The sequence below is a fragment of the Paenibacillus sp. FSL K6-1230 genome (genome assembly GCF_038002385.1).
Classification (GTDB): Bacteria; Bacillota; Bacilli; order Paenibacillales; family Paenibacillaceae; genus Paenibacillus; species Paenibacillus massiliensis.
Map to the genome: position 1 here is coordinate 686,984 of NZ_JBBOCK010000001.1, position 26,068 is coordinate 713,051.

Sequence of the window (26,068 nt, forward strand, 5' to 3'; positions counted from 1 at the left end):
CGTGCGAGATACCACGCTGTGGTCTATTCATGTTGCAGGACATTGTGTGCAGTTACCGATAAGGTATCCACCTTCTTGATGGTAGGTACTAGCTTACTTATGGGAGCCTGCAGCCAGATTCTCAGCGCTGCGTCCCAGTTTTTTCAGGAGACGAATGAGAGTTTCCTTCTCGTCCTCGCTAATCCCACTGAAAGCCCTATCAATTTGTCTGGTGTAGGAAGGGTAGATTTCATCCATGACTCTTCGTCCCTCTGGGGTCAAATCAGCGTAGATAATCCGGCGATCCTGTGGACACGGCTGACGATACAGATAGCCTTTGCTCTCCAGCTTATCAATAACGTAGGTGACATTACCGCTCTGTAGCAGCAACTTCGCGCCAACCTGCTGAATCGGCTGTTGTCCCTTATGATACAGTACTTCCATAACGGCGAATGCCGTAGGATTGAAGCCCGCTGTCTTAATTCCAGTCACTGCGTGTTCGCTTATACTCTTGAACGATTTGGAGAACACACTGTGAAGATGCATGGATTGCTGCGTCTGCAGCGTTGGGGTATCAAGCATATTCATTCCGCCTTCGATATGAATTTGGGGTCCTCGACCGCTCGATCCATAGTGACCGGGCAACCATGCCCATGAAACAAGTGTACAGGAACAGCCGAACATCGCGACATGAGGTTTGTCACACTAACTGTATTTTTAATTATTCAATTTTAAAAGACAATCAATATTTCACTTAATCCTCACAAAATTTCTTGCTCAGACCTCACGAATCAACCTCGTAAACTAGATACCATGATCAGGCCATTATGAAAAGGCTGGAAGTGGTTATATTAATAATAAGAAATCTTGAATGTGGAGGGGAAAGTGATGAATACAGAAGCGGCGTCAATTCAGTTCTACTTTGCTAATGAAGGAGCTGCAGCATCCGCATGCGACACCTTGCGTGAGATTGGCTACGAGGCAGAGCATGCAGGGGGAGGAGAGGTCAGACTGCAGATTGAGAATCAGGACGTGGAATCTGCACTAGAGATTTGCCAGCTTCATGGGGGACAGCTACAGCTACAAGGAACGTCTCTGGCTTACGATGCTACACCTCATGCGTACGAAGCTGGGGGGATTATTATTCCGGCCCACACCGTGAATGAGGATTGGAGTGAGGCCTATAGCACAGGAGCTATTGATAGCTATCAGTCGCTGGAATCCTCCATGTCTGGTCGGAATGTGAGCAGTGATAGCCTGCCGGAGCCAGATGTTGACGGATTCTCGGGTAGCGTGAAGGCATAGGACCACTAGGGCACATAACGTTGAAAGTCAGAACTATGATACGAGCACAAGCCCTCTGTACCGCATTCCCACGATGTAATCATGGGGCGGCAGAGGGCTTGCTTAATGATGTGTAGCATAAAGTGGGGCATACATTAATAATTCTAACCTGCGATACTAGTATTTAAAGCGTAGCTGACAGGCTCCCCCGATTGCAGCGGCCTGAGCTCACGTTGGATCTGATTACGGAACTAGCCGTGACCCTTCAAGGTGGAAGCCGCATGCGTCCCGGCATTATGCCCGGTGGTGAAGGCAGCCGTAATGTTATAGCCTCCTGTATAACCATGAATGTCGAGAATCTCACCACAGAAATAGAGCCCAGACATGAGCTTCGATTCCATACTGCGGGGATCAATCTCCTTCAGATATACGCCACCGCCAGTGACGAAGGCTTCCTTAATGGAGCGGGTCCCGCTGATTCTTACGGGAATGGCCTTGATGCATTTGGCAAGCTCCATCCATTGCTGCTTTGGAATATGGGCATAGGTGATGTCACCAGATAGTCCGCTTTGTTCCAGCAGGATCGGCACGAGCTTCTCCGGCACGTACCCTTTGAGTACATTCTTAATGGCCTTCTTGGCATCCTGTGCAGCCAGCGCATAGCTTTCGTCATAGATCTCCTGCTCACGAAGCTGTGGAAGCAGATCAATGGTCAGCAGAACGTTACCGCCGCCATTCTTCTTCAGCTCCTTCACGACGAACTGGCTGCAACGCAGGGCCGCTGGACCTGAGAGGCCAAAGTGGGTGAAGATCATATCTCCCTCGTGGGTGACGATCCTTTTATTCTTGGCACTCCACACGGTCAGTGACACCTCACGCAGGGAAAGACCTTGAAGCTCTTTGCTCTGGATCACAGGCTCATTCGATACCAAAGGTACTTCAGTCGGGTACAGCTCTGTGATCGTATGCCCGGCTTGCTCAGCCCAGGCGTAGCCATCTCCCTCCGAGCCGGTATGGGGGACGGATTTGCCGCCTACGGCCACAATAACCTTCTCGCAGCGAATCTTCTCGCCATTGCGCAGGCGAACGCCAGAGACTGCGCCTTCTGTATACAGCACCTCCGCTACTGGACAGTTCGTCCGAATATCCACTCCAACACTGCGCACCTTCCGTACAAGAGCATCAACTACAGACTTGGCTTTATCCGTGATCGGGAACATTCGACCATGATCCTCTTCCTTCAGTCGAATCCCCAACTGCTCGAAGAAGGCAGCAATATCCTTGTTGCTAAAATTCGCCAGTGCACTATGCAAAAAACGCCCGTTTCCCGGAATATGGCGAATAAGCTCATCTAATTCCTTCGCATTCGTCACATTGCAGCGTCCACCGCCAGAAATACCGAGCTTCCGCCCCAGCTTGTCACCTTTTTCGAGCAAAAGCACACGTGCTCCCGCTTCACCAGCAGCAGCAGCTGCCATCAAGCCCGCTGAGCCAGCCCCTATTACTATCAATTCATATGTCATTGTTATATTATCTTCCTTTTTCATTAGTGCTAAAGATACATTTTTCCGACTTAACTGAACATAATCTCGGAAGTTATTACATATTATTGTAATATATTGTTGCCTATGTTTTAATCGAACTATCAGTTGCAGCCATTAGGAGGAGGAGATGGTCATTTTTACCGTGATGAAGGACATTGTACTCCAGATTCTTCTAGCTGCTGTAACGGCAGGCCTATTCTGCGTACTGCCCAAGGGATGGATCACGGGCTACTTCAAGCGCAGCGGCAAGAGTCAGTTGCATCTGGAATGGGTGATTCTGCTTGCTTGTCTGCCGTCGATATGGCTCTGCACCTTATTTCAACATGAGTTAATTCCCGGCGTCATTCTGAATCTCGGAATTGTTCCTTTGATGACCGGCGTACTATATGGTAACACGTTAACGGGCATAATACTCCTATGCTCCAGTATGTTTCTTCACTTTGGAGCCTCAGACCTCTTGTCGATGTCGAATCTGGTTCTCCATTCTGGTGTGCTACTGATTCCATTGCTATGGCTGGTTTCATTTCATTTTAAAATGAGATCCACCGTCCAGCAATATTGGATTATCTCCACATTGTCTGCAATTCACTGGAGCTTGGCCAGCTTGATTCCGTGGCTATCCTTTGATTATACATATTTATTTCGATTGCCAGGTGTAGCCATCTTGCTAAGTAGCTTGGCTGCGATGCTCTTGCTTCCGCTACTCCACGTCTATGCCGTTGAGAGGGTTACAGAGAGTCAGCAGAGATCGAGGGACTTCGACCAGCTTATGACGAAGTATCTGAATGAAGCCGACAGGTTCAGACAAATCTCTGAGGCACTGCCACTAGCTGTCATGGTGCTGGATCATGAGGAATCTGTTGTATTTATGAACAAGATCATGCTTCGCCTGTACCAGCGGGATCAAGCGAGTCTGCAAATGGAAGACGTGATTGGGAAGAAGATACCAGAGTTCACCTCGCCTCATTATATGAACGGTTTTCGAAGACGTTTTCAGGCCGTTATGGGGGGAGATAAAGTCACGGAACTGCTCCGTTACGGTCAGCACTCCTACTTATCTAATCTTGCTCCTCTACGTGACTATCAGACACAGGAGATTACTGGTGTGCTGATCTCCGCGCAGGATACGACAGAGCTGGAGGTGCTCCGCAGCGAGATGGGCAATGTCGAGAGACTCAGTCTCGTTGGCCAGATGGCAGCAGGTATTACGCACGAGATCCGCAATCCGATGGCTGTAGTGAGGGGATTTCTGCAGCTGATGCGTGAGAAAAGCCCCACCTCCTTACACCACTACTACCGAATTGTGATGGATGAGTTGGATCGAGCCAATGGAATCATTACGGATTTCCTGTCTCTGGCACAGAATCGTGCCGTCGAGAAAGAGGAAATGCATCTTCATAGCATTATACAGGAACTAAGTCCACTTTTGTGGGCTGATGCGAATCTTAGAGGACAGAGTATAGAGCTTAAGCTGTCAGACAGCGTATCCTCATTGCATATGAATTCTAAGGAAATGAAGCAGCTGATACTTAACCTGTCGCGCAACGCGATGGAAGCGATGAACGATAAGGGAACTTTAACTCTGTCCACTCGCTCTTGCCCCGATTACGTTGAGCTGGAGGTGCGTGATACCGGCCCTGGAATCCCGCAAAGTCAGATTGACCGACTGTTTGAACCCTTCTACACGACCAAGAGCAAGGGGACCGGATTAGGACTTGCGCTGTGTATGAGCATAGCTGAGCGCCATCATGGTACGATCATCGTGAAGTCTACGGAAGGGGAGGGAACCTCTTTCATCGTGAAGTTTCGCAAAATTGCAGAAGTTTCTGCTGTATAAAGGATTTCGTGCAAGCGAGGACTCGGGTTCTACTTTGCATTCGAAGAGCTTGCCTGTATAATAAGTAAGAAAATAAGTTTCAGTTGTGGCGATTTTTTATATCAAAGTTTATTGACAGAGAGATCTGTCAACAAATAACAATCCAACGGAAATAAAGGAGTGGACATACACATGTCAATGTCATTCGACCAATATATGAGAGACATGGTTCAACCTATGCGGGATGAACTGACTGCGCTGGGAGTTCAAGAGCTGCGTACTGTCGAAGAGGTAGAAGCTCAGCTTCCTACAGCCAAGGGGACTGCTCTTGTAGTCATTAACTCGGTATGCGGCTGTGCGGCTGGACAATGCCGTCCAGGTGTAGCACAGGCTCTGCAGCACGATATCACACCAGACCACCTGTTCACAGTTTTTGCTGGACAGGATAAGGAAGCAACGGCCAAGGCACGCGAGTATTTCGCGCCGTATCCGCCTTCTTCTCCATCCATTGCATTGCTAAAGGACGGCGAGCTGGTTCACTTCATCGAACGTCATCAGGTTGAGGACCGTTCTGCACAGCAGATTGCGGAGGATCTGACTAGCGCGTTTGACCGTTTCTGCCGTTAAGACAACGGATTCCATAACGCTCCTGCATCTTTCGTCTATCGAAAACTGCCGGGGCGTTTTACATATTTATTACGGTCTCTCACCCCTGCCTGTTAGAAAGTACATCGAGCAGCTGCAGGACTCTGTTTTATAATTGGTGTAGGCTCGAACCACATATGTGGTTAATGAAAGTCATGTGTAGAATGCATAGACTCAGGAAATAACAATTAAAAATGAGGTGTAAGAATGAGTTTACAGGAGCAAATCATTGCAGAGCTGGGCGTCCAGCCTACCATTAATGAGGAGACAGAGGTACGCAAGCGGGTTGATTTCCTGAAGAGCTACGTCCAAAAGACAGGCTCCAAGGGCTTGCTGATCGCCATTAGCGGGGGAATTGATAGTGCCGTAGCGACAGCCCTGTGCAAGCGGGCAACCGACGAGCTGAATGAGGAGCAGGAAGGGCCGTTCATGACGCTTGGCGTATTCCAGCCTTTTGGTACACAGCAGGATATTGAGGACAGCTACTCTGTAGCCAAGGCCTTCAACCTGAAGCACACGGCCGAGACGAATATTGAACAGCCTGTGAATGATATCGCACTGGAGGTCGAGAAGTCCTTCCAGTCCATGGGGATGGATCGCTCCATGACGTATCAGGGCAAAGGTAATGTGAAGGCGAGAACGCGCATGGTCGTACAATACGCACTGGCGAATGAGCTGAATCTGCTCGTTGTCGGGACAGACCACGCTTCCGAGGCGATTACTGGCTTCTACACCAAGTGGGGTGACGGGGCGGTAGATATTACGCCGCTGTCGAGTCTGAACAAGCGTCAGGTCCGCAAGCTGGCAGCCTATCTGGGTGTGCCTCAGCCGATTCTGGACAAGGCACCGTCTGCAGGGCTGTGGGAGGGCCAGACAGACGAAGGCGAGTTGGGCATCAGCTATGACGATAATAGCGATTATCTGGAGGGCAAGGATATTGATCCCAAAGCCCGCGAGATTCTGGAGAATTATTTCACCCGCACTGCTCATAAGCGGACAAGTATCCCAGGCATCTAAAGACCGTTGATTAAAGCCGCAAGGCTCTGGATAACCATCTGGAGTCTTGCGGCTTTTTAAGATTTGCTTACATACCTCTACCTATTGTATTAGGGTATAGGAGACTGCATCTTAGGTGGCTGAGGATGTGACAGGGGCAGTATCAGGTAAGGGATGGGTTCAATAATCGCTCCATGAAGCGATGCGTCTCCGTAATTGCCTGGTTGAGCTGCGGCGTCGTGCCTGCGAAGGGATGAACTGTATTGAAGGTATGACTGCCACCATCAATCTGCACCCATTCTATATCTGGCCGAACGGCAGTCAGACGTGCGGAACCCTTACGCAAGCGGGAGCTGTCCTCAGTGCCTTGAATCAGTACAGCCGGCAAGGAAGAAGCTGCAAGCCGATCAATGATCGCATATTGCCCCTGGTTCCGTTCCAGATCCTCCAGAATGATGACATCGAGTGGCAGTTGCTGGCCTGTCCGGGTATTCTCAACATGAGAGCGGCCCAACTCGCGCATCTCCTGCTTTTGCTCCTCCGTAAATAAATCGAGATCCGTGACCCCATTCCAGGAAATGACGCCGGTCACTTGATCCGGATGATCCAGTGCATAGACGAAGCAGCTCCCTGCCCCGCGGCTATGGCCGAGCAGGAATAAGGGGAGCTCACGCAGATCAGGCTTGTCCTTCAGAGCATGGACAACGGACTCCAGATCAGCCTGTTCGCGGCTGTAGGTATTCACAGCGAATTTCTCCAGCTCTGTGAAGCTCTCCATGTCCTGGCCTATACCATTGTGCGAGAAATTAAAGGTAACCACATGATAGCCAGATCGCAAAGCTTCAGCTACATAGGGGAACATGCCCCAGTCCTTAAATCCCTTGAAGCCATGTGCGATAATGATGACTGCTTTGGCTCTGTTATGAGCCGTATACAATGAGGCTTGGATGGCTTGGTCAGGTCCAGCGGAGATGATCCATGTCTGTGGCATTTTCAGTACCTCCTTGAATATAAGGGATTCTATTCCATTTTAGCATGCAAGCTTTTGGAAGGCGAAGAGACTCGCCAGCAGGTACAGCAACCTGCTACAATAAGGAGTGGCCTTTTCATAGCGAAAAGGCTTTACTACCACCATTGGTGCTAAATAGGAGCCAAGTCGTACATTTTGAAGCAGAAGAGAAGGTGATGAACATCATCTACGGGATCGGACACGATATCATTGAGATTGGCAGAATTATTGCCATACTGGAGCGCTCAACAGGACAGGCATTTATGCGAAGGGTGCTGACCGAGGCGGAACGGACACTGGCGGAGCAGCGTGCAGCCAGACTTGCTGAATTCGTGGCAGGACGATTCGCGGCGAAGGAAGCCATCAGCAAGGCATTTGGCTGCGGAATTGGGGGTAAGCTCTCTTTTACGGATATAAGTATATTGCCTGCCGAGGGCGGGCGACCTGTGGTGTGTATCTCAGATGAGGCTTGGCATAGGCTGGGGCTGCAGGCACAGCAACATACAGTTCATATCAGCATTACGCATCAGCCAGCCATGGCTTCGGCTTTTGCCGTGGTAGAGCAGGTGACGACGACATAATACGGTTCACAGGAGATATGGTATACAATGAATAGAATGGAGCATCAACGGTATTTTAGTAGAGAGCTACTAGGCTGGTACATGGTTAATAAACGTGATTTGCCGTGGAGAAGACATCGTGATCCTTTTTTCATATGGGTATCCGAGATTATGCTGCAGCAGACGAGAGTGGAGACAGTGATTCCCTACTTTCACCGGTTCATCGACCGTTTTCCGACCATTCAGGCTTTGGCAGAGGCTCCGGAGGAGGATGTACTCAAGCATTGGGAAGGGCTGGGGTATTATTCCCGTGCACGGAATCTGCAGCAGGCTGCCAAGCAGGTCATGGAGTTGCACGGGGGGAACGTCCCCGATGATCGTGTGGCTGTAGCTGCGCTAAAAGGGGTTGGACCTTACACGACCGGAGCCATCATGAGTATCGCCTTCAATCGTCCAGAGCCCGCTGTGGATGGAAATGTGATGCGCGTGCTGTCGCGTCAGTTCTTAATCGAGGACGATATTATGAAGGGCAGCACTCGTGCTGCGATGGAGGAGCTGGTACGCGAGCTCATTCCCGATCAGCGGGCCTCGGATTTCAACCAGGCCTTGATGGAGCTGGGGGCACTCGTCTGTACGCCAAAATCGCCGCATTGTCTCACCTGCCCTGTGATGGAGCATTGTGCTGGAAGACTGGCTGGGCGAGAGGAGACCTTACCGGTGAAGACGAAGGCCAAGCCGCCACGCTTGGAGCAGCGTTCGGTAGCCCTGATCGAGGGTGTGGGCGAGCACGCAGGGCGTATTCTGGTACGTCAGCGTCCGGCTACTGGGCTGCTGGCTCGCATGTGGGAGCTGCCGCATGTACCTGCTTCGCCGAGCGGTGTAGACGGTCCTGTACCGGATGAGCCGGCGATGGATTGGCTTGCAGGCAGTCTGCGTGAGGAGGGCATTGGGCTGCAGCCTCTAGGCTTCCTTCGAGAAGCAGAGCATACCTTCAGCCATATTCACTGGAACCTGCGGGTGTATCGTTGTATGGAGGAGCCCACGCTGGTGAAGGGTGATCGAATCGAAGCCATGGCTCCTACGACAGAAGGCGTACAACCGTTATTACGTTGGATTCAAGAGAAGGATATGGAGACGCTGGCGTTTCCGAAGGTCTTTTTGGATATTATTCGTGGATATTTTCAGCAATAATTGTTAGCAGTAAATAGTAGTAGCGATGGTAGAAGCAATAATTGTATGGACCATCATTATGAGTAGCCAAGAGTCGCATTCCGAAGCTATATGGGATCGCTCTTGGCTGTTTGCATTGTCTTGCTAGAATGAAACAAGAAGTACAAAAATAGGACCGATTAAAAGTGACCAATAAAAAAGCACCCCGCCGACCTCGCAAGGTCGACAGGGTACTCGTCACGTCACATAGCTTATTTTGCTGCTGCGTAGCGTTTGTTCACTTCATCCCAGTTGATTACGTTGAAGAAAGCTTCAATGTAAGCAGGGCGTTTGTTCTGATAGTTCAGGTAGTAAGCGTGCTCCCACACATCCAGTCCGAGAACCGGAGTCTGACCTTCCATCAGCGGGCTGTCTTGGTTAGGCGTGCTAGTGATTGCCAGCTTGCCGTCTTTGCCAACTACGAGCCATGCCCAGCCACTGCCGAAGCGAGTGGTAGCTGCTTTGGTGAAGTCTTCTTTGAATTTATCATAGCCGCCAAGCTCGCTGCCGATCGCATCAGCAATCGCGCCAGTTGGTTGTCCGCCGCCGTTAGGTCCGATCACTTCCCAGAACAGCGTATGGTTAGCATGTCCACCGCCGTTGTTGCGAACAGCAGTACGGATGCTTTCAGGAACGCTATCCAGGTTGGAGATCAGGTCTTCCAGGCTTTTGCTTTGCAGCTCAGGTGCGCTTTCCAGTGCAGCATTCAGGTTCGTTACATATGTGTTGTGGTGACGGTCGTGGTGAATCTCCATAGTCAACGCGTCGATATGCGGTTCAAGTGCGTCATTGGAGTAAGGAAGTGCTGGTAATTCAAATGCCATGATAAAATCCCTCCTGAGTTAGATAGTTGTTAAGGTGTTCCTATGTAATAATACCCTCGACACTTATATTAAACCGCATTCCACATATTTTTTCAACATTTTTGTTTAAAAAATACCCCGAGGTTAGGAATAGGCATCTCATAGCATTTCCTGGAACAGAGAAGCTATACATTTCTTGAAATACGAACGTTTGGTTAAATATAAGTAAAAATGTAAGCGTTTTATAGTAAGCGGTTGCACAAAAAATGAGATGAAATATGACTTATTTTGTGGTTTAATAATTGAGTGAGCCCTCCTAGTCGGCTTTTTTTGTCACTTTATTGTCACAAATATTTTACAATACTAGGAGAGTATAAAGAGCACTGAAGTAGAAATCTAATGTAGATTCTTTATGGCAGGCCGCTTTTTCCACATGTCACGGTCGGGTGTCCCATTTTCGACACATTCTGCGAGTTGTCAGTCGATTCGCACAACATTTGTCACTGCAAAATTACATTAATCCAGTACATATATAGTATAGACAGCTCAACCGGCTTTGTCTTGTGTGCTGGTTCCGGATGAGTGTACATTTTATTATGCTACGAAAAAGGGAGATATTACATTATGCAGATTCGTTCCTTTCAGTTGAGTGATGTTAGCCAAGTTACTGAACTTATGCAAGATGCATTATCTGAAGAGTGTTACACTAATACTATTGGGGCATTTGCCCGTCAATTGTCTTGGGATTCGGATCTTATTGTGGTTGCAGAGGACGAGGGGAAGTTGGTAGGTGCCCTGATTGGCACGATTGACCAGAACCATGGCTGCTATTACCGCATTGCCATTCATCCGGACCACCGGAGACAAGGCATCGGCAAAGCTCTGGTAGAGGCTATGGAGCAACGCTTCCAGACTCGCAAGGTTAGCCGGATCTGGGTAGCTGGCGACGAGCACAACAAAGCGGCTATGCCACTGTATGAAGCTATGGGATATGGAGCGAATCAGATTCTCCAAGCATTCCAGAAGCTAAGTATTTTGGCGCCTAACTGAACAGCAGGCTGGCAAGCTGTTTGTGAAAATTACCATAAAGGCATATCTCCCTAACCGTTGCAATCGGACAGGAGATATGCTTTTCTATTTGTACGGCTTCTGTGCGCACTAGGAAGGGGCGAGGATATGGATACGCCGGTAAGGGACAGGCTTCCGAGCGGGGAAGACACGGGCCAGAAGACCGCAGATGCTCCGTGGCTCACAGAGCTTAAGGAATGGCTGAGGATGGCGGTAATCGGTATGCTGATCGTGCTGCTGATGAACCTGTTCATAGTTAACCTATCTACGGTTCGAGGCTACTCGATGCACCCGACATTAACAGAGGGCCAGCATGTGCTTGTGAATAAATGGGTCTTTCATTTCTGGCAGCCCCAGCGGGGTGAGGTTGTGGTGCTCCGTGATCCTCAGCCGGATGGCGACGGGAGAAAGCTGCTAATCAAGCGTGTCGTAGGCGTGCCTGGAGATACGGTCGAGATCAGAAGTGGACAATTATATATTAATGGCAAGCTTCAACTGGAAGCCTATACGATGTCCATGATCGAAGGAGACAATTACGGGCCTTTGAAGCTTGAAGAATCACGTTTTTTTGTCATGGGAGATAATCGTCACTACGGAAGCAGCAAGGATAGTCGCTATTTCGGCAGTGTGGACAGGCATCTTATCAGTGGACGAGCTGAGTTCGTGTTCTGGCCTTGGGATGAACGCAAGCTGTTGAGGTAGTGGGGAGAGTCTAACAACACTGTGGCTTGAGGATATGGAATGCCAGAGAAGTATGGAGTGTCAGTAAAAAATGGAATTTTAGAAATACAGAATCATAGGGGAATACAGAGTACGAGAGAAGGATGAGCACGAGAGAGTGAGTATCGGCTCTGTGTAATCTGTGAAAATATGGATGCGTTCACATGCGTCGATAAGGAGGGGAAGAAGTTGGATACGAACCATGCTGCCACCGCAGTCAGAGTGAACTGGGAGATGCTGAAGCAGGAAGTGATAGCAGCAGCACCTGATTTGGGAATAGATGCGATTGGCTTTGCTGCGGCTGATCCTTTTCTCTCCCTGAAGAAGCTACTGGAGGAGCACCGGGCCAAAGGCTATGAGTCTGGCTTTGAGGAGCCAGATATCGAGAAACGTGTCTACCCGGCGCTGGATGATGCGGTTCCGGCTTCGTTGATCTCTATTGCTGTCGCGTATCCATCCAAAATGAAGGACCCGCCTCGCTCTGAGCCAGGGAAATATCGCGGTATATTATCACGATCAGCCTGGGGGCGTGACTACCATGAGGTCCTGCGAGAGGCGATGTCCAAGTTGGAGGCGTATTTACGAGATCGCGTACCAGGTGCTGTCATCAAGAGCATGGTTGACACGGGAGAGCTGGTGGACCGTGCGGTAGCGGAGCGAGCTGGCATCGGGTTCAGCGGAAAGAACTGTGCGATTATTTCTCCTGAGCTGGGATCATGGATATACCTGGGGGAGCTGGTGACAAACATTCCCTTCCAGCCGGACCAGCCCGTAACTGAGGGATGCGGAGAATGCACGAAGTGCATCGATGCCTGTCCAACGGGGGCATTGGTCGGACCAGGGGAGCTGAATGCACAGCGCTGCATTTCTTTCCTGACGCAGACAAAGGGTTTTCTGGAAGAGGAGTTCATGAAGAAGATTGGCAACCGACTCTACGGCTGTGATACCTGTCAGATCGTATGTCCCAAAAACAAGGGCAAGCATTGGGACAGGCATCCTGAGCTGACACCAGACCCCGAGATTGTGAAGCCGCTGCTGCTACCATTGCTGGATCTGAGCAATCGGGAGTTCAAGGAGCGCTTCGGACAGAGTGCCGCTGCCTGGCGGGGCAAGAAGCCTATCCAGCGCAATGCAGTCATTGCCCTCGGGAATTTCAAAGACAAGAGTGCTGTTCCGAAACTAACCGAGGTGCTACTGCATGATCCACGGCCTGAGCTTAGAGGTACGGCTGCCTGGTCATTGAGTCAGATTGGAGGGGAGAGTGCAATGAGAGCAGTCCAATTAGCAACAGAGAAGGAACAACATGAGAAAGTATTAGACATGCTTGATAAGGCCATTTCCCGTCTAAAAGGGGAAGAAGACGGAGCAGTAAGCAAAGACGAAGGTGGGGCCAAGTCTCAACATGTAGCGGAGCATGAGCACACCGCAGCCGGATATTCACAGGCAACCACAGAGACTCCCAGCCAAGCTACGCGGGGTACCGTGAATGTGCATCAGCAGCAGCCTGACAGCAGTCCGGTATACTATGATGAGTTGCACACTCCCATAGGGATCTTGACGCTATGCGCTACGGAACAGGGGCTATGCCGAGTCGAATTCGGAGCGTATCAGGTGCAGGAGGCGGTGCTTCAGCAATGGGCTCGTACATGGATCGGTGATTATACCTTTATACAAGAACCAGAGCGCCTTGTTGAGGCGGCTGATCAGTTGAAGGCTTACTTCGCGGGTAGCAGGGAGGCGTTCGAGCTTCCTCTGGATATCAAGGGAACGCCGTTCCAGCTACAAGTATGGGGCGCACTTGCCGATATACCTTATGGGGATGTGGTGTCCTACACAACGATTGCCCAGCGGATCGACAGACCAAAAGCAGTGCGCGCAGTAGGCGGAGCGAACAACAAGAACCCGCTGCCCATCATTATTCCTTGTCATCGAGTAGGCGGAGCAGACGGGCGGCTCGTAGGCTACGCAGGCGGCTTGCAAGTCAAGACGCATCTGCTGGATCTGGAACAATCGCGCACGATCCGTTGATATATAGACATTAGCAGAGCGGATGCTCATTCACGGGGGAAGACACGATGAAATATGTAAGCATAGATAAGGTGGAACCAGGTCAATATCTGGGGAAAACAGTGTATTCGGGCAATGGGGCAGTATTACTGTCCGCAGACGTGCAGTTAACGGTGTACATGATTAATACGTTGAATCGTATTGGTGTTACGATGCTATATATTAAGGACCCGACTTTGGAGGACATCGAAGTTGAGGAAGTACTGAGTAATCAGACCAAGACAGCGGTCATCACCGAGATGAATCAGACATTCAGTGCTCTACGCTCAGGTAAAGACTGGAGCCCGCGCAAGGTAGCAGCTAGTGTGGATCAGATTCTGGACGAAGCTATGGGTAACAAAGAGACGCTCATACAACTGACCGATATTCGTACTGTAGATAATGCGCAATATGTCCACGGTATTAATGTATGCCTCATGTCTACCATGATTGGAATTAATATGGGATTGAACACCCCCCAACTGAGAGAGCTAGCCATAGGTGCACTCTTGCATGATATTGGGAAGATTGACCTGAATTCCGAGACGAAGCTTCTGGATATCACCCGCAACCATCATACATGGCAGGGCTTTGAGCTGCTCAAGTCCAAGCGTGAATTCAATCTGCTGATCGCTCATGTGGCGCTTCAGCACCATGAACGGGTCGACGGTGAAGGTTTGCCAAGGGGACTAGCGTCAGACGACATCCATATCTATGCCAAGATTGTAGCTGTAGCCAATACCTATGATAATCTCGTGAATCCGTTTAATGGACGTGGTATGCTTCCGCACGAAGCCTGTGAGGAGCTTATGGCGATGTCGAACCGTGAGCTGGATCATGAGGTGTTAATCGAGTTCAATCGCATCATCTCTGTGTACCCGAATGGCAGTGGGGTACGTCTGTCCACGAAGGAAGCAGGTGTCGTTGTACGTCAGCATCGTGGCTTGCCGAGTCGTCCGGTTATCCGGATTGTGAAGGATCATGGTGGAGATCTAGAGGTTAAGGAAATTGACCTCGCGGTACACACGACCGTATTCATTGATTCGGTCATGGTATGATCCGTCAATTTGTTTGCCGGGAATGATGGAAAATGCTATGATATCGTAGTGCGTAGAGCCCAAAGCACACGCAACATATGAACATACAGAGGTGACAAGCTCATAATGTGGAGTTACATTATTCCAATTATTACGCTCATCGTAGGTTTGGTCGGGGGATTCTTCATCGGAGCCTATTATCTCCGCAAGCAACTGGAGAAAATGCAAAGTGACCCTGCGGCTCTGCAAAAAATGGCCAAGCAGATGGGCTACAATCTGAACAGCAAACAGATGCAACAGGCACAGCAGATGATGAAAGGCCAACAGTTTGCCAAAAATCAATCCGGACCGCGTAAAAATCAAGGTCGCCGGAAATAACTAGCATGAGCACAGACAGCAACAACAGCTGATATGGCGTAAGGAGGTTGAACAATGGCCGGAGTTAAGGACTACGTGAACGACAAGGTAACAGAGAACCGTGAAAAAATCGAATATCATGTGGAGCAAATCCTGAAGCTGATTGGCGAGGACCCTCAGCGGGAAGGGCTGCTGGAGACACCGGCACGTGTAACCCGGATGTATGAGGAGATTTTCGCGGGCTATGCAGTAGACCCCCGTGAAGCGCTGGGTATTACCTTTGACGAGAACCATGAGGAGCTTGTCATCGTGAAGGATATTGTGTACTACAGTCAATGTGAGCATCATATGGCCCCTTTCTTCGGGAAGGTCCATATTGGATACGTGCCTAGCGGCAAGATCGTAGGTCTTAGCAAGCTGGCAAGACTAGTAGAGGCGATTACACGCCGTCTGCAGGTGCAAGAGCGTATTACGTCCCAGATCGCAGACATTCTTACGGAGGTTGTTCATCCGCATGGCGTGATGGTGGTCGTGGAAGGCGAGCATCTGTGTATGTGTGCGCGCGGAGTCAAGAAGCCCGGAAGCAAGACCGTAACATCGGCTGTACGCGGCTCCTTCCGTCAGGATGCAGCACAGCGGGCAGAGTTCTTATCACTGATCAAGGAATAAGGTTCAGGGACAGAGCTACAGATCATCGGTGGCACGTATACAGGCTGATATAAGCTGGATCACGATAAGCTGTTCGTAGCAATTCAGTATATTTTATCTAACAGACAGGAGGCATCCCAAGCAGATTTTGAATCTGATGGAGTGCCTCCTGTCTGCGTAATGGCTACTTTGTGGATGAGGAGGTCAAAGAGACGTGACTAGACAAGACAGTGGTAACCAGAGAGTATCGTCGCTCCCCGCAGAAATTCTGTTGCAGGTGGCACCGCCAGAGCTGAGAGCAAAAGGTGTGCTATATCCGTTAGCCTGGGAAGAGCTGATGGGTAGAAAGGTGGGGCGGGGCGAGCTTGGTCCCGTACTACATCTATGGCAGCATTCTGGAGCTGTGGTCATCGGCCACCGTGATCGACGGCTCCCCGCAGCTACAGCGGCATTAGAGAAGCTACGTCAATCCGGTCTGGATGCCTGTGTCCGTCCATCTGGCGGGGCAGCAGTACTTCTGGATAGCGGTGTCCTGAATGTGTCCTTGATTATGCCGAACCCGCAGCATAGCATCGGAATTCATGCTGATTTTCAGCTGATGGCACAGCTGCTTGGTGATGCGATCCGTCCCTGGCATCCACTCGTGAGAGCAGGAGAGGTGTCAGGCTCCTTTTGCCCAGGGGACTATGATCTAAGCATTGACGGGCGTAAATTTTGCGGAATCGCACAGCGGAGGCAGGCCAAGGCCTACATGATTACCGCCTTCGTTATTGTTACCGGAGCAGGCGTGGATCGGGGGCGCACGGTTAGAAGCTTCTATGATACTGCAGCTGGCGGGTCGGCGCATGACTACCCACAGGTGGTACCAGAGACGATGGGCAGTCTGGCCGAGCTGGCCGGGGTTCCATCGGTTGAAGCTTACATACAATCCCTTCTGACTAGTGTGCAAAAAACAAGCACCCTCCAAATGCTGAAGGATGCCGAAGTTGGGTTATCTGATCTTGATGGACAGGTGACGGCTCTAAGAGCCCGTTATGATACGGATATCAAATGAGCATCACTATATTCATAGGCATCTGAATTTATAGGCGTCTGAATTCATAGGCAGCTGCATCACGAACAACTGTATTCATGGACAACCGCATTCATAGACAATTTCGTTTGGCCGACCTCGGTAATTACACCGACGTTGAAGCATTGGGAATGGTGTATTCTGACCAAAAAAGCTCGCCGTCAATAAGGTGTCCAGCGTAGCTTGGAGGCCTTATTGTAGCGCTCCTGAACAGCAGGCCAGTAGACCACATTCCACCAGTCCTCAATGTACTTCTTGCGCTCATTTTGATGCTTCAGATAGTAGGCATGCTCCCACACATCCAGCGGCAACAGCGGGATGACATCCCACTGGGACAGGTTCTGGTGCTTCTCGGCCTGGAGAATCTCCAAACGACCCGCTCTTGGACTCCATACAAGAATGGCCCAACCTCCGCCTTCCACCTTCTCGGCTGCCTGGCTGAATTGTTGCTTGAAGGCCTCGTAGCTGCCAAAGTCCTGCTTGATCTGCTCTGCCAAGGTTCCCTCTGGCTTGCCCCCTCCCTTGGGATTCATGATCGTCCAAAAAATCGTATGCAGGTAGTGTCCCGCACCGTTAAAGGCCAGCTCTCGCTCCCAGTGCTTGACCAGATCGAAGTTCCCTGTCTTGCGTGCTTCCTCCAGCTTCTTCTCTGCGGTGTTCAAGCCGTCTACATAGCTCTGGTGGTGCTTGTCGTGATGAATCCGCATCGTTTTCTCATCGATATAGGGCTCCAGGGCATTGTAAGGGTAGGGAAGGGGAGGTAGCGTGTGTCCTCCGATGGGAACCGGACGCTCGCCTTGCGGATTGTTGGCGCGATATTCAAAGATACGCAGGATAGCCCCCTCGTGCTGGAAGGGGAGGGTAGAGCTGAGAAAATACCGACTGTCCTCTGTGGCATGGCGAAGTACGTCTGGTGCCGACGGATAGTGCCGCAGCGAACGGCTTCTCGTCTCTAGCAGGGACAGATGATGAACGAACTCCTCCGATTGCCTCCGTGCAGCGGCCAGTAGCTGCTCCAGCTCTTCACCCAATTCCAGTGCGTGCTGCTCCTCTGCTTCAAGCTGCTCCTCCCACAGCTGATTGAATAGCTCCCCTGCCTTATAGCGCGTCCGCTCAAACACGTGATCCCAATCCTGCAAATGATGAACATATGCAGGCTCTAGCTCAGGCACAGCCGAGATGACCGTCTGTACATGTCTGCTCTCCAGGTGCTTCCAATGCCAGATCTCCTCCAGCATGCGCAGTGGCAGCAGATTACCGTAAATATGCAGCATGAGAATATTACCTCCCGATTGGACGAATTGACGCTGTTCATAGTGTATTCCTTGTAGCTGTTGTCCTATGACATATGTATCCAATCAGGATTATCAGTCGGGTAATTCAAACGAACATGGATGCGAGGGCCTGAATGTACTGTGCTGCATGAGGTGTGTCTGTTGCTGATATCCCCCTTGCTAACACAGAGCAAGTTCATTAGACAAAAAAAGCGACAGCTACGAGTGTATCTCAATCCGTAACTGTCGCTCTGTTCACATGCCCTTCGTCTCTGCTGTACTCGTGGTGGAATCAACCGGTTCATCTCCGATCTGTGCCTGGCTCAAAAAGGTGGACACACGCCGCAAGTATTCCCGCGGGTGCTGACGGAAGAGTAGCTCATGCAGTCCATCTTGTATGATCCATACATCAGAGGCCGGATTCGTCTGATTCGCAGCGAGCGTCTCGGCAATAGGATACGGCGCCTTCTCATCCTCTGTACCATGCACGAACAGGATCGGGAAGGGATAATCCTCACTCTTGACTTGCATATAAGGAATCTGCTGTACGCCAGTGCCGTTGACAAGCGGGAATAGCAGCTCCAGGATCTCAAGTGACGGATGACGAGGCAGATCAATCTGATTCTTGATGTTATGGTACAGTGTGTCCGGCTCTAGCAGGAAGGTACTGTCGAGAATCATGGCATCCACGTCCTTGGTCTGCAGTCCAGCCTGAAGTGCTGTGCCTGCGCCCATCGAGAAGCCCCATACGACCACCTTCTGTGCTCCACGCTGCTTGGCCAGCTGAATGGCTCCAAGCAGCTGTTGGGCTTCCACCTTGCCGCCTGTTGCGACCTGCTTGCTGGTCTGTGAAGCGAAGCCATAGTCGAACATAATGACATTGAAGTTCTGACGGTGCGCGTAATGGGCAAGATCATACATAGGAATCCAGCTCTCTTCACGATTAGCGCCATAGCCATGACTGAAGACGATCGTCTTGTCGGAATTCTCTGCTGGAATGTACCAGCCCTGCATCATGCGACTGCCATCCTTGGCGGGAAAGCTAATCTCTTCATAGGCCATTCCTTTGGCTTGCATCGGATTCGAGAACAGAGGGGCTACCGTTGGATTGGATAGCACCCAGGCGATATAAGCATGCAGGGCGATGAAGCAGAAGAGCAGAAAGAAGATGACCGACAGCAATAAGGAAATGACAATATGCTTGAACCGGATTAACCGGGGAGACAACTCGACGGGCGGCTCTTGGGGGGTAGCATGCAGATGCTTGCTATGCTGGGGTGTAAAGATCATCTGGGAGCCTCCTTACTTCTATAAGCTACTGTTGTGCTGTCGTCACAGCATCTACATGGATCATATTTATTCATCGTAAAATGCAGGAAGGTAGAAAGTCAATCTTACATGGCGAATTGTGAAGGATTGGCATCGAAAATGGCTGATTCTGTCATAAGGGTTATCGCCTACCTCAGTACTCTTTATTTATATAAACGCTTGAACCGGCCTTATACCAAAAGATATGTGCACTGGTGTAAGAGGAGGCTATGCAATAAGGAGAGCTGGCTCTCTGCATATCAGCTATCTTGGTTTGAGAATGTCAGTGTGCTGTTGGGCATTGGCCTATAACTTGCTGAAGGGAACAGAAATCAGCAGATGGACAGAGAAAGAGAAATACAGGCTTTATTCATATCACCAATCATTTTCAGCAACATACAATATTTTGTCTTCTATACTGTGCCGGATGCCGAACCGGAATAAGGACAGAAGAGACTTCTGAGGGTAGTTCGTCATCATAGAATAAGGATATGAATAAGTTTGAATTTGAGTGTAGGAGGGGTAGCATGTCTCAACCGAACATACCTAATATTAGTCCTACTATAACCTTAACAAGAGATGACGCAATTAACTTACTTTTAGCGTCCATTGCAATGGAAGAGCTGGGCCTGGGACACATCATTAATGCGGAAGCAGAGAAGATTCAGTATGCAGTGGGTACACTGCCGGGTCTGACAATACCTGCAACCATTAGTGAACTGTTAATTGTGAATCAGAGTGTCCAGTCCACATTGCAGGAAACGATCAAGAAAGAATTATTGCTTGATAGTAAGCTGCAGACTGTATTAAGCAGTGTAGGACCAGTACCTACAGGATTTACTGGAGCAACAGGAGCCACTGGCGCTACAGGTGCAACCGGGGCAACGGGAGCAACAGGAGCTACAGGGGCAACTGGTGAAACGGGAGCAACCGGTCCAACAGGTCCGACAGGCCCAACGGGCGAAACGGGAGCCACCGGAGGCACGGGAGCCACAGGTGAAACCGGAGCCACAGGTGGAACAGGAGCAACAGGCGAAACGGGAGCCACCGGCCCAACAGGTCCGACAGGTCCAACAGGTGAGACAGGGGCCACAGGTGGAACAGGAGTAACAGGCGAAACGGGAGCCACCGGCCCAACAGGTCCGACCGGTCCAACAGGTGAGACCGGGGCCACAGGTGGAACAGGAGCAACAGGTGAAACGGGGGGAACTGGCCCGACCGGTCCGACCGGTCCAACAGGTGAGACTGGAGCCACAGGTGGAACAGGAGTAACAGGCGAAACCGGAGCAACCGGCCCAACAGGTCCGACAGGTCCAACAGGTGAGACCGGAGCCACAGGTGGAACAGGAGTAACAGGCGAAACGGGAGCCACCGGCCCGACAGGTCCGACAGGTCCAACAGGTGAGACCGGAGCCACAGGTGGAACAGGAGTAACAGGCGAAACGGGAGCCACCGGCCCGACAGGTCCAACGGGCGAAACGGGAGCCACCGGCCCGACAGGTCCGACAGGTCCAACAGGTGAGACAGGGGCCACAGGTGGAACAGGAGCAACAGGCGAAACGGGTGCAACCGGCCCAACGGGGCCGACAGGTGAAACCGGAGCCACAGGCGGAACAGGAGCCACGGGCGAAACCGGAGCAACCGGTCCAACAGGTCCGACAGGTGAAACCGGAGCCACAGGCGGAACAGGAGCCACGGGCGAAACGGGAGTCACCGGCCCGACAGGTCCAACAGGTGAGACAGGGGCCACAGGTGGAACAGGAGTCACAGGCGAAACCGGAGCAACCGGCCCAACAGGTCCAACAGGTGAGACCGGAGCAACTGGTGCCACGGGTGCAACAGGTGCGACTGGGGGAGGACTTTCTGATTATTTAAGTATTCTTCGCGCTGATCCAGGCACAGGCACGGATTCGGTTCCTGGAAATGCGGCGGTTATCTTCAATGGATTATTGGCTAACGTAGGCGGGGCGTTTACATTTGTACCTCCATCAGCGACAATCACGATCACTGAGATTGGAACCTATTTGCTTAACGTAGTCATTCATAACCAAGGAGCTGGTGATTTTAACATCACCGTCAACGGTACACCTATCACCGCCTTTCCTTTCACTGGCGATGGTGGCGGACCTGTATCTGCTGAAGTAATTATCACGGTTACTGAAGTTCCTACAACCATTCAAGTGGTAAATGCTAGTGCGACTCCAGTGTTACTTCATAACTTTACCAACTCGACACTCACCATTTTAAAACTGACATAATTCCAATTAATCAACGCAGCCAATGATGTGTTATTACAGTAAAGTAAATGCTGATATATCGCTGAATCGAGATAAGATATAAAAGCACAAAACCCACCGTTAAAGCTGAATAGCCTCGGTGGGTTTTGTTGTGGAATACAGTCTGCCCTGTTAGGCATACGTCGCTGTTCCGGAAGGTTTCAATCCGTTATATTTTTTCGAATAGCTTGTACTTTTTCATCTGTAAAGACCCCTGATCCTAACAAGTCTAAAATGGAAAGCACCCCGCCACGAGAGCCCCAGCTTCCTTCATCAATGACCTGAAAGCTTACCCACCAGGCAGGAGAAGGCTCTGGAACCTCAAGAATGCTAGTAAGACTCCTGAAAGTATTATTAATTACTTCTTTGCGTACATCATTAGGCCAATCCCCATCCATCACAAGGATATTGATTGTGATCACATCACGCTCAGGCTGGTCTGATAACAGCTTTCCTCCAATAGCGATATAATCTCTCGGACGTTCTGTAAAAAGCACCTGAAATCCTTCCCTTGCAGGCGGACAAAATTGTCCAACTTCAGGAATCAACACAGCATCTGTTAAAGCTTCGGCTAAAAGGCTACGTTGTCTAGCGGAAATTCGTCCAATAGGGGAATTAACATTAATAATTGTCATATGTGAATACGCTCCTTCATATATCCGAAAATATAGAAAATAATATGAATCTGCCGGCAAAGTAAATATAACTCTGTCTGAAAAGTGTTGTCAACGTTAATTATTATAATAATATATATTTATTAAATATATATAAAATCCACAGGTGTAATGTGATACGATATAATTATTGCAATGTTACTAATAGCGTTAGCAGCTTTTAAATCCAGGAGGAAGATTGAAAATGGCAAATCGACCGGCGAGAGTAAACACTAAATTTGCGGTGTTAGGCATACTCACTTTAGGACCACATACCGGTTATGATATCAAGCAGCACATGGAAGAAAGCACAAGCTACTTTTGGAATGAAAACTACGGCCAGATCTATCCCAGTTTGGCTGAACTTTTGGACACAAATGATATCGAGGTTGAGATCATTCGCCAAGATGGAAAGCCTGACAAAAAACTGTACAGCATAACTGATCAGGGAAGAAGAACATTGTCTGCTTGGCTGTCTCAACCTACAGATTATGTTGTTGATCTGAAGAAAAATGAGTTATTGCTAAGAGTGTTTTTTGGTAGTAATTCCTCTCCAGAGACGATTATTATGCATATTGAATCTTATCAGCGTAAACTTGAGGAAAGCTTGCGGGTTTTTGAGGAACTCGAAAAATGGCTATTAAATCTTGAAAATAAGGATGTTAATTATAAATATTGGATGATTACGAACCAATACGGAAAGAAACATTTCATCAGTCTAATCGAATGGTGTGAAGAAAGTGTGCGGATGTTAAGAGACTAACGCTTGAGAGGTTCTTGCTAAATCAGAAATAAGGTAGAAAATAGCGAGGTTTTGGTAGACCATAATGCACGTTGATTGTACGTGTATTATGGTAACATTCTGAATCGGAAATGATCCCGTCAGCTTCTATTTCTCATAGTTGCAGTGTTAGTAGCCTTTCTGCTACATTCCCCATTAATTTCTTGGTCCACTCCATGCCGCTTCGGTCCACTCAGTACATACTGGATAATTACCCCTTTCTAATTACCCCTATATTATCTAATGTTGTTTCTACTGAACGTGAAAATTGTATTAGAGCAAGAGCATTTTGAAAGTCATAATATCTGTATGTATATCAGGCGTGTGACACGCAGTCGAGAATGACTAGAAATATACTTAGAAGTCTGAAAAATAACGTGCCGTGTTCATATACGATAGCAGCAATGGTTGAAATGAGATATAATTAATGTAACCACGTTTCACAGAGTGAAACTAGTATTTTGTAGATGGAAAAGAGGCGGTTTACTGTGGAAGACCGTAAATTGACTGTACGTGCCGTAGAACGGGCATTGGATATATTGTTGTGCTTCACTCAAGCGACGGATCTTGGACTGACGGAGATCGCTGCGAGAATTGGACTTCATAAGAGTACGGTGCATCGACTGCTGACCACACTGGAGGATCGGGGCTTTGTGATTCGGGATGAGGCTACGGAAAAATATCGACTAGGTATAAAAGTCTGGGAGCTCTCCACGCATATGTCACAGAGTGATGAGCCTGCTGTGCTGCTGCTACCCTTGATGGAGCGGCTGCGTAATCATCTGGGAGAGACCGTGAGTCTATATCTACGTGATGGACATGAGCGGATTCGCATTCAGGCGGTGCAGAGCACGCAGGGTATCCGGCGGGTGGCCCCTGTAGGCGCACGCATGCCATTATCGGTCGGAGCCTCCAGTAAGGTGCTGGTAGCATTCGCAACGGAGGAGGAGCGTCAGAGCTTTCGACAGGAGGCAGAGTGGGGAGCGTTGCTGGATGATGAGAGCTACCTGCAGCAGCTAGCTGAGGTTCGAAGCATCGGTTTTGCTACCAGTATTGAGGAACGTGAGCCAGGAGCAGCCGCTGTGGCAGCACCGATTCTGAATCGCAAAGGACAGCTTGCTGCAGCTCTGTCCGTATCCGGACCGGTGAGCCGACTGTCAGCCGAGACGCTCCACGAATTCGCACCGATCATTATGGATGCTGCCAAAGAAATGAGTATGCTGCTCCCGTAAAAGAGGTGTCAGGCTTTGGAGCCTAGCGGAGCTACAAGAGAGCGCTTTAATGGCATTTTAGTAGCATATGTGCTGCAGAAGTGAACGGTTGTGCCTGACTACGTATCACAGGCTACTAGAGGAGCCACGATTATAGCTTATTTCGACAGCCGTTTCCTTCGGGAATCGGCTTTTGCTAATCTTGCGCTATCAAAAGACGAGTAAGAAATAAACGCAGGTAGCAGGTATGAGAGGGAGGGCTGAAGAATACAAGAATGTCAGCTTCAAGGTTCAGGATATGGGATGTAAGTCCCTTCGAATACGACGTGATCTAATATGCTATTACCAGAGGAGTGTACCCATGATAAGGCTAGAGCCAGCTCAATATGATCGCATTTTAGGGCCATTAGGCACCCTTAAGATGAACACTTTGTTTGCGGAGTCCGTGTTACTCCAGGATGTGGATGGTACCGTGTATGTGGATCGGATCGAAGATCCGCAAGTATTTTACATTGCCCATGGCTATGGAATGTCATTGCTGTGGGGTGATATGCATCAGCCGGAGTTTAATGAAGCTTTGCGGAAGTATTGGCTTGAGAGTGAACGTCAGCAGAGAGAGTGGCTTCAGGTGTACCCGGATGGATGGAATGATCACATTCGAGCGTTAATCAAGGCTGGGAAAGGGAATATTGAGGAGCACACGCGAGTGAATTTTAGGTTCGATGCAACACGATACCGTGAGCTCCGTATAACGGAGCCAAGACCTGGCCTCGTACCTGTTCCGACGGATAAGAAGCTGTTCGAGCAGGCTCAAGGAGCAGTGGTTCCACGTTATTTTTGGAGAGATGCAGAGCAGTTTGTGTCCAAGGGCATTGGGTTCAGTCTGATATTGGATGGACAAGCTGCGGCTACAGCCTTTGCAGCTATTAATATTCGTGGGCGTCTGGAGATTGGCATTGAGACCGTGGAGGCATATCGTGGGCAGGGGCTAGCTCGTATTGTATGTACAGCATTAATTGATTATTGTCTTGCTCATGGTCTGGAGCCGGTATGGGCATGCAGACTTGGCAATCAAGGTTCTTATCATCTGGCCCAACAGTTGGGCTTTGTCCCAACACTACAACTTCCGTATTATCAGTTCAGGAATGGCGCCCTCCACGGATCAGATTGAGATGAGAGGGTTAGCTCTGTTGTTGTATCTACACGGATTTAGGCCGCTGTTGTGACGGCACATACCATTATACTCCGCAAGCGTGGTCAGCGGCAGAAGCGAGCCGTTATCTTGCCATTTTTTCATTCAGAATTTGCTGGAAGCTGAGCTTCTTGTCACTATCGTCCTTCTTGGAGTTCTGTACAGGATTCGTTCTTGGATATTGATGGTTATAAGGAATGAGCGTATGTAAGGTAATGTTCATGATCTGCATGCGTTCTCCTCCCAGATTCGTAATAGTAATCAAGATAGTAGATGACTATGCCAGTTATCTGCATTTTATGTAGGTTCGATTGAGTAGGTTACTTTGATATAGATAGATTACTTCAGCAGGGTATCGTGCACAGGTCCCAGATGACTCACTGTACTGATACATTCTCACTTCGTTAGGGTGTCCCCTATTTTACCCATAATTAAATAAAGGAAAACCCTTTTCGAGGAAAAGGGTAAAATGGTCTTAATCATCTTGTGGTGGACTCGGGAAGGTTGTATGAATATAGGTGGAATTGACTAGTAATCAAAGAGGTCTATAGGCCTTTGGAAAAGAAGCGCTTTCTAGGAC

At 49.6% G+C, this 26,068-nt stretch carries 25 protein-coding genes; 17 read left to right on the top strand and 8 right to left on the bottom strand.

The window, feature by feature from the left end:
• Positions 1-93: 93 nt before the first annotated feature.
• On the bottom strand, positions 94-561 hold the full coding sequence (locus MKX74_RS03020; protein ID WP_018887400.1) for a MarR family winged helix-turn-helix transcriptional regulator: 468 nt from the start codon (positions 559-561) through the stop codon (positions 94-96).
• 306 nt (positions 562-867) lie between these two features.
• Here MKX74_RS03020 and MKX74_RS03025 point away from each other — a divergent pair, with 306 nt between their 5' ends.
• Positions 868-1,284, top strand: coding sequence for a hypothetical protein (locus MKX74_RS03025; protein WP_018887399.1), 417 nt, complete (start codon positions 868-870; stop codon positions 1,282-1,284).
• Positions 1,285-1,514: 230 nt separating this feature from the next.
• On the opposite strand, the gene MKX74_RS03030 is transcribed toward MKX74_RS03025, so the two are convergent.
• Complete coding sequence (locus MKX74_RS03030; protein WP_341177471.1) at positions 1,515-2,786, bottom strand: BaiN/RdsA family NAD(P)/FAD-dependent oxidoreductase; 1,272 nt, start codon at positions 2,784-2,786, stop codon at positions 1,515-1,517.
• Between the two features lie 148 nt (positions 2,787-2,934).
• Here MKX74_RS03030 and MKX74_RS03035 point away from each other — a divergent pair, with 148 nt between their 5' ends.
• The 3 genes from MKX74_RS03035 (at position 2,935) to nadE (ending at position 6,285) form a co-directional block, all read left to right on the top strand.
• Positions 2,935-4,644, top strand: a complete 1,710-nt coding sequence (locus MKX74_RS03035; RefSeq protein WP_341177472.1) for an ATP-binding protein — start codon at positions 2,935-2,937, stop codon at positions 4,642-4,644.
• A 171-nt stretch (positions 4,645-4,815) separates the two neighbouring features.
• Entirely contained in the window at positions 4,816-5,250 is a 435-nt protein-coding gene (locus MKX74_RS03040; protein ID WP_018887396.1) for a BrxA/BrxB family bacilliredoxin, read from the top strand.
• 225 nt (positions 5,251-5,475) lie between these two features.
• On the top strand, positions 5,476-6,285 hold the full coding sequence (gene nadE / locus MKX74_RS03045) for an ammonia-dependent NAD(+) synthetase (RefSeq protein WP_018887395.1): 810 nt from the start codon (positions 5,476-5,478) through the stop codon (positions 6,283-6,285).
• Between the two features lie 142 nt (positions 6,286-6,427).
• Here nadE and MKX74_RS03050 read toward each other — a convergent pair whose 3' ends face one another.
• Positions 6,428-7,255: an alpha/beta hydrolase family protein gene (locus tag MKX74_RS03050; RefSeq protein ID WP_018887394.1), complete on the bottom strand. Its 828-nt coding sequence runs from the start codon at positions 7,253-7,255 to the stop codon at positions 6,428-6,430.
• Positions 7,256-7,455: 200 nt separating this feature from the next.
• Between MKX74_RS03050 and acpS the strand changes: the two genes are divergently transcribed.
• On the top strand, positions 7,456-7,854 hold the full coding sequence (gene acpS / locus MKX74_RS03055) for a holo-ACP synthase (RefSeq protein ID WP_341180508.1): 399 nt from the start codon (positions 7,456-7,458) through the stop codon (positions 7,852-7,854).
• 27 nt (positions 7,855-7,881) lie between these two features.
• A complete protein-coding gene (gene mutY, locus MKX74_RS03060; RefSeq protein ID WP_341177473.1) occupies positions 7,882-9,024 on the top strand; it encodes an A/G-specific adenine glycosylase in 1,143 nt (380 codons plus the stop codon).
• 230 nt (positions 9,025-9,254) lie between these two features.
• On the opposite strand, the gene MKX74_RS03065 is transcribed toward mutY, so the two are convergent.
• A complete protein-coding gene (locus MKX74_RS03065) occupies positions 9,255-9,866 on the bottom strand; it encodes a superoxide dismutase (protein ID WP_018887391.1) in 612 nt (203 codons plus the stop codon).
• A 603-nt stretch (positions 9,867-10,469) separates the two neighbouring features.
• On the opposite strand from MKX74_RS03065, the gene MKX74_RS03070 reads away from it, so the two are divergent.
• The 7 genes from MKX74_RS03070 to MKX74_RS03100 all read left to right on the top strand — a co-directional run bounded on the left by MKX74_RS03070 (position 10,470) and on the right by MKX74_RS03100 (position 16,775).
• Positions 10,470-10,895: a GNAT family N-acetyltransferase gene (locus MKX74_RS03070; protein ID WP_018887390.1), complete on the top strand. Its 426-nt coding sequence runs from the start codon at positions 10,470-10,472 to the stop codon at positions 10,893-10,895.
• 126 nt (positions 10,896-11,021) lie between these two features.
• Positions 11,022-11,615 carry a signal peptidase I gene (lepB, locus tag MKX74_RS03075; protein ID WP_341177474.1) on the top strand — a complete coding sequence of 198 codons (594 nt, stop codon included), beginning with the start codon at positions 11,022-11,024 and terminating at the stop codon, positions 11,613-11,615.
• A gap of 252 nt (positions 11,616-11,867) precedes the next feature.
• Entirely contained in the window at positions 11,868-13,661 is a 1,794-nt protein-coding gene (gene queG / locus MKX74_RS03080; protein ID WP_341180509.1) for a tRNA epoxyqueuosine(34) reductase QueG, read from the top strand.
• Between the two features lie 47 nt (positions 13,662-13,708).
• Entirely contained in the window at positions 13,709-14,737 is a 1,029-nt protein-coding gene (locus MKX74_RS03085; protein WP_341177475.1) for an HD-GYP domain-containing protein, read from the top strand.
• A gap of 105 nt (positions 14,738-14,842) precedes the next feature.
• Positions 14,843-15,094, top strand: a complete 252-nt coding sequence (locus MKX74_RS03090) for a YneF family protein (protein WP_404821539.1) — start codon at positions 14,843-14,845, stop codon at positions 15,092-15,094.
• Positions 15,095-15,148: 54 nt separating this feature from the next.
• Positions 15,149-15,742 carry a GTP cyclohydrolase I FolE gene (gene folE, locus MKX74_RS03095; protein WP_028592921.1) on the top strand — a complete coding sequence of 198 codons (594 nt, stop codon included), beginning with the start codon at positions 15,149-15,151 and terminating at the stop codon, positions 15,740-15,742.
• A gap of 193 nt (positions 15,743-15,935) precedes the next feature.
• Entirely contained in the window at positions 15,936-16,775 is an 840-nt protein-coding gene (locus tag MKX74_RS03100) for a lipoate--protein ligase family protein (protein ID WP_341177476.1), read from the top strand.
• A 179-nt stretch (positions 16,776-16,954) separates the two neighbouring features.
• On the opposite strand, the gene MKX74_RS03105 is transcribed toward MKX74_RS03100, so the two are convergent.
• Positions 16,955-18,067: a superoxide dismutase gene (locus MKX74_RS03105; protein WP_341177477.1), complete on the bottom strand. Its 1,113-nt coding sequence runs from the start codon at positions 18,065-18,067 to the stop codon at positions 16,955-16,957.
• Between the two features lie 255 nt (positions 18,068-18,322).
• Positions 18,323-19,357 (bottom strand): alpha/beta hydrolase, encoded by a 1,035-nt coding sequence (locus tag MKX74_RS03110; protein ID WP_341177478.1) that lies wholly within the window; start codon positions 19,355-19,357, stop codon positions 18,323-18,325.
• Positions 19,358-19,902: 545 nt separating this feature from the next.
• Here MKX74_RS03110 and MKX74_RS03115 point away from each other — a divergent pair.
• Positions 19,903-21,633 (top strand): hypothetical protein, encoded by a 1,731-nt coding sequence (locus MKX74_RS03115; RefSeq protein WP_341177479.1) that lies wholly within the window; start codon positions 19,903-19,905, stop codon positions 21,631-21,633.
• 179 nt (positions 21,634-21,812) lie between these two features.
• On the opposite strand, the gene MKX74_RS03120 is transcribed toward MKX74_RS03115, so the two are convergent.
• Positions 21,813-22,286, bottom strand: coding sequence for a tautomerase family protein (locus MKX74_RS03120; RefSeq protein ID WP_341177480.1), 474 nt, complete (start codon positions 22,284-22,286; stop codon positions 21,813-21,815).
• 223 nt (positions 22,287-22,509) lie between these two features.
• Here MKX74_RS03120 and MKX74_RS03125 point away from each other — a divergent pair, with 223 nt between their 5' ends.
• From MKX74_RS03125 to MKX74_RS03135, 3 genes are all read left to right on the top strand, one after another.
• Positions 22,510-23,067 (top strand): PadR family transcriptional regulator, encoded by a 558-nt coding sequence (locus MKX74_RS03125; protein ID WP_341177481.1) that lies wholly within the window; start codon positions 22,510-22,512, stop codon positions 23,065-23,067.
• Positions 23,068-23,573: 506 nt separating this feature from the next.
• Positions 23,574-24,317, top strand: coding sequence for an IclR family transcriptional regulator (locus tag MKX74_RS03130; protein WP_341177482.1), 744 nt, complete (start codon positions 23,574-23,576; stop codon positions 24,315-24,317).
• 340 nt (positions 24,318-24,657) lie between these two features.
• Positions 24,658-25,467, top strand: a complete 810-nt coding sequence (locus MKX74_RS03135) for a GNAT family N-acetyltransferase (RefSeq protein WP_341177483.1) — start codon at positions 24,658-24,660, stop codon at positions 25,465-25,467.
• Positions 25,468-25,573: 106 nt separating this feature from the next.
• Here the strand turns inward: MKX74_RS03135 and MKX74_RS03140 are convergent, their stop codons facing one another.
• Positions 25,574-25,753 carry a hypothetical protein gene (locus tag MKX74_RS03140; RefSeq protein WP_155988612.1) on the bottom strand — a complete coding sequence of 60 codons (180 nt, stop codon included), beginning with the start codon at positions 25,751-25,753 and terminating at the stop codon, positions 25,574-25,576.
• Positions 25,754-26,068: the final 315 nt, after the last annotated feature.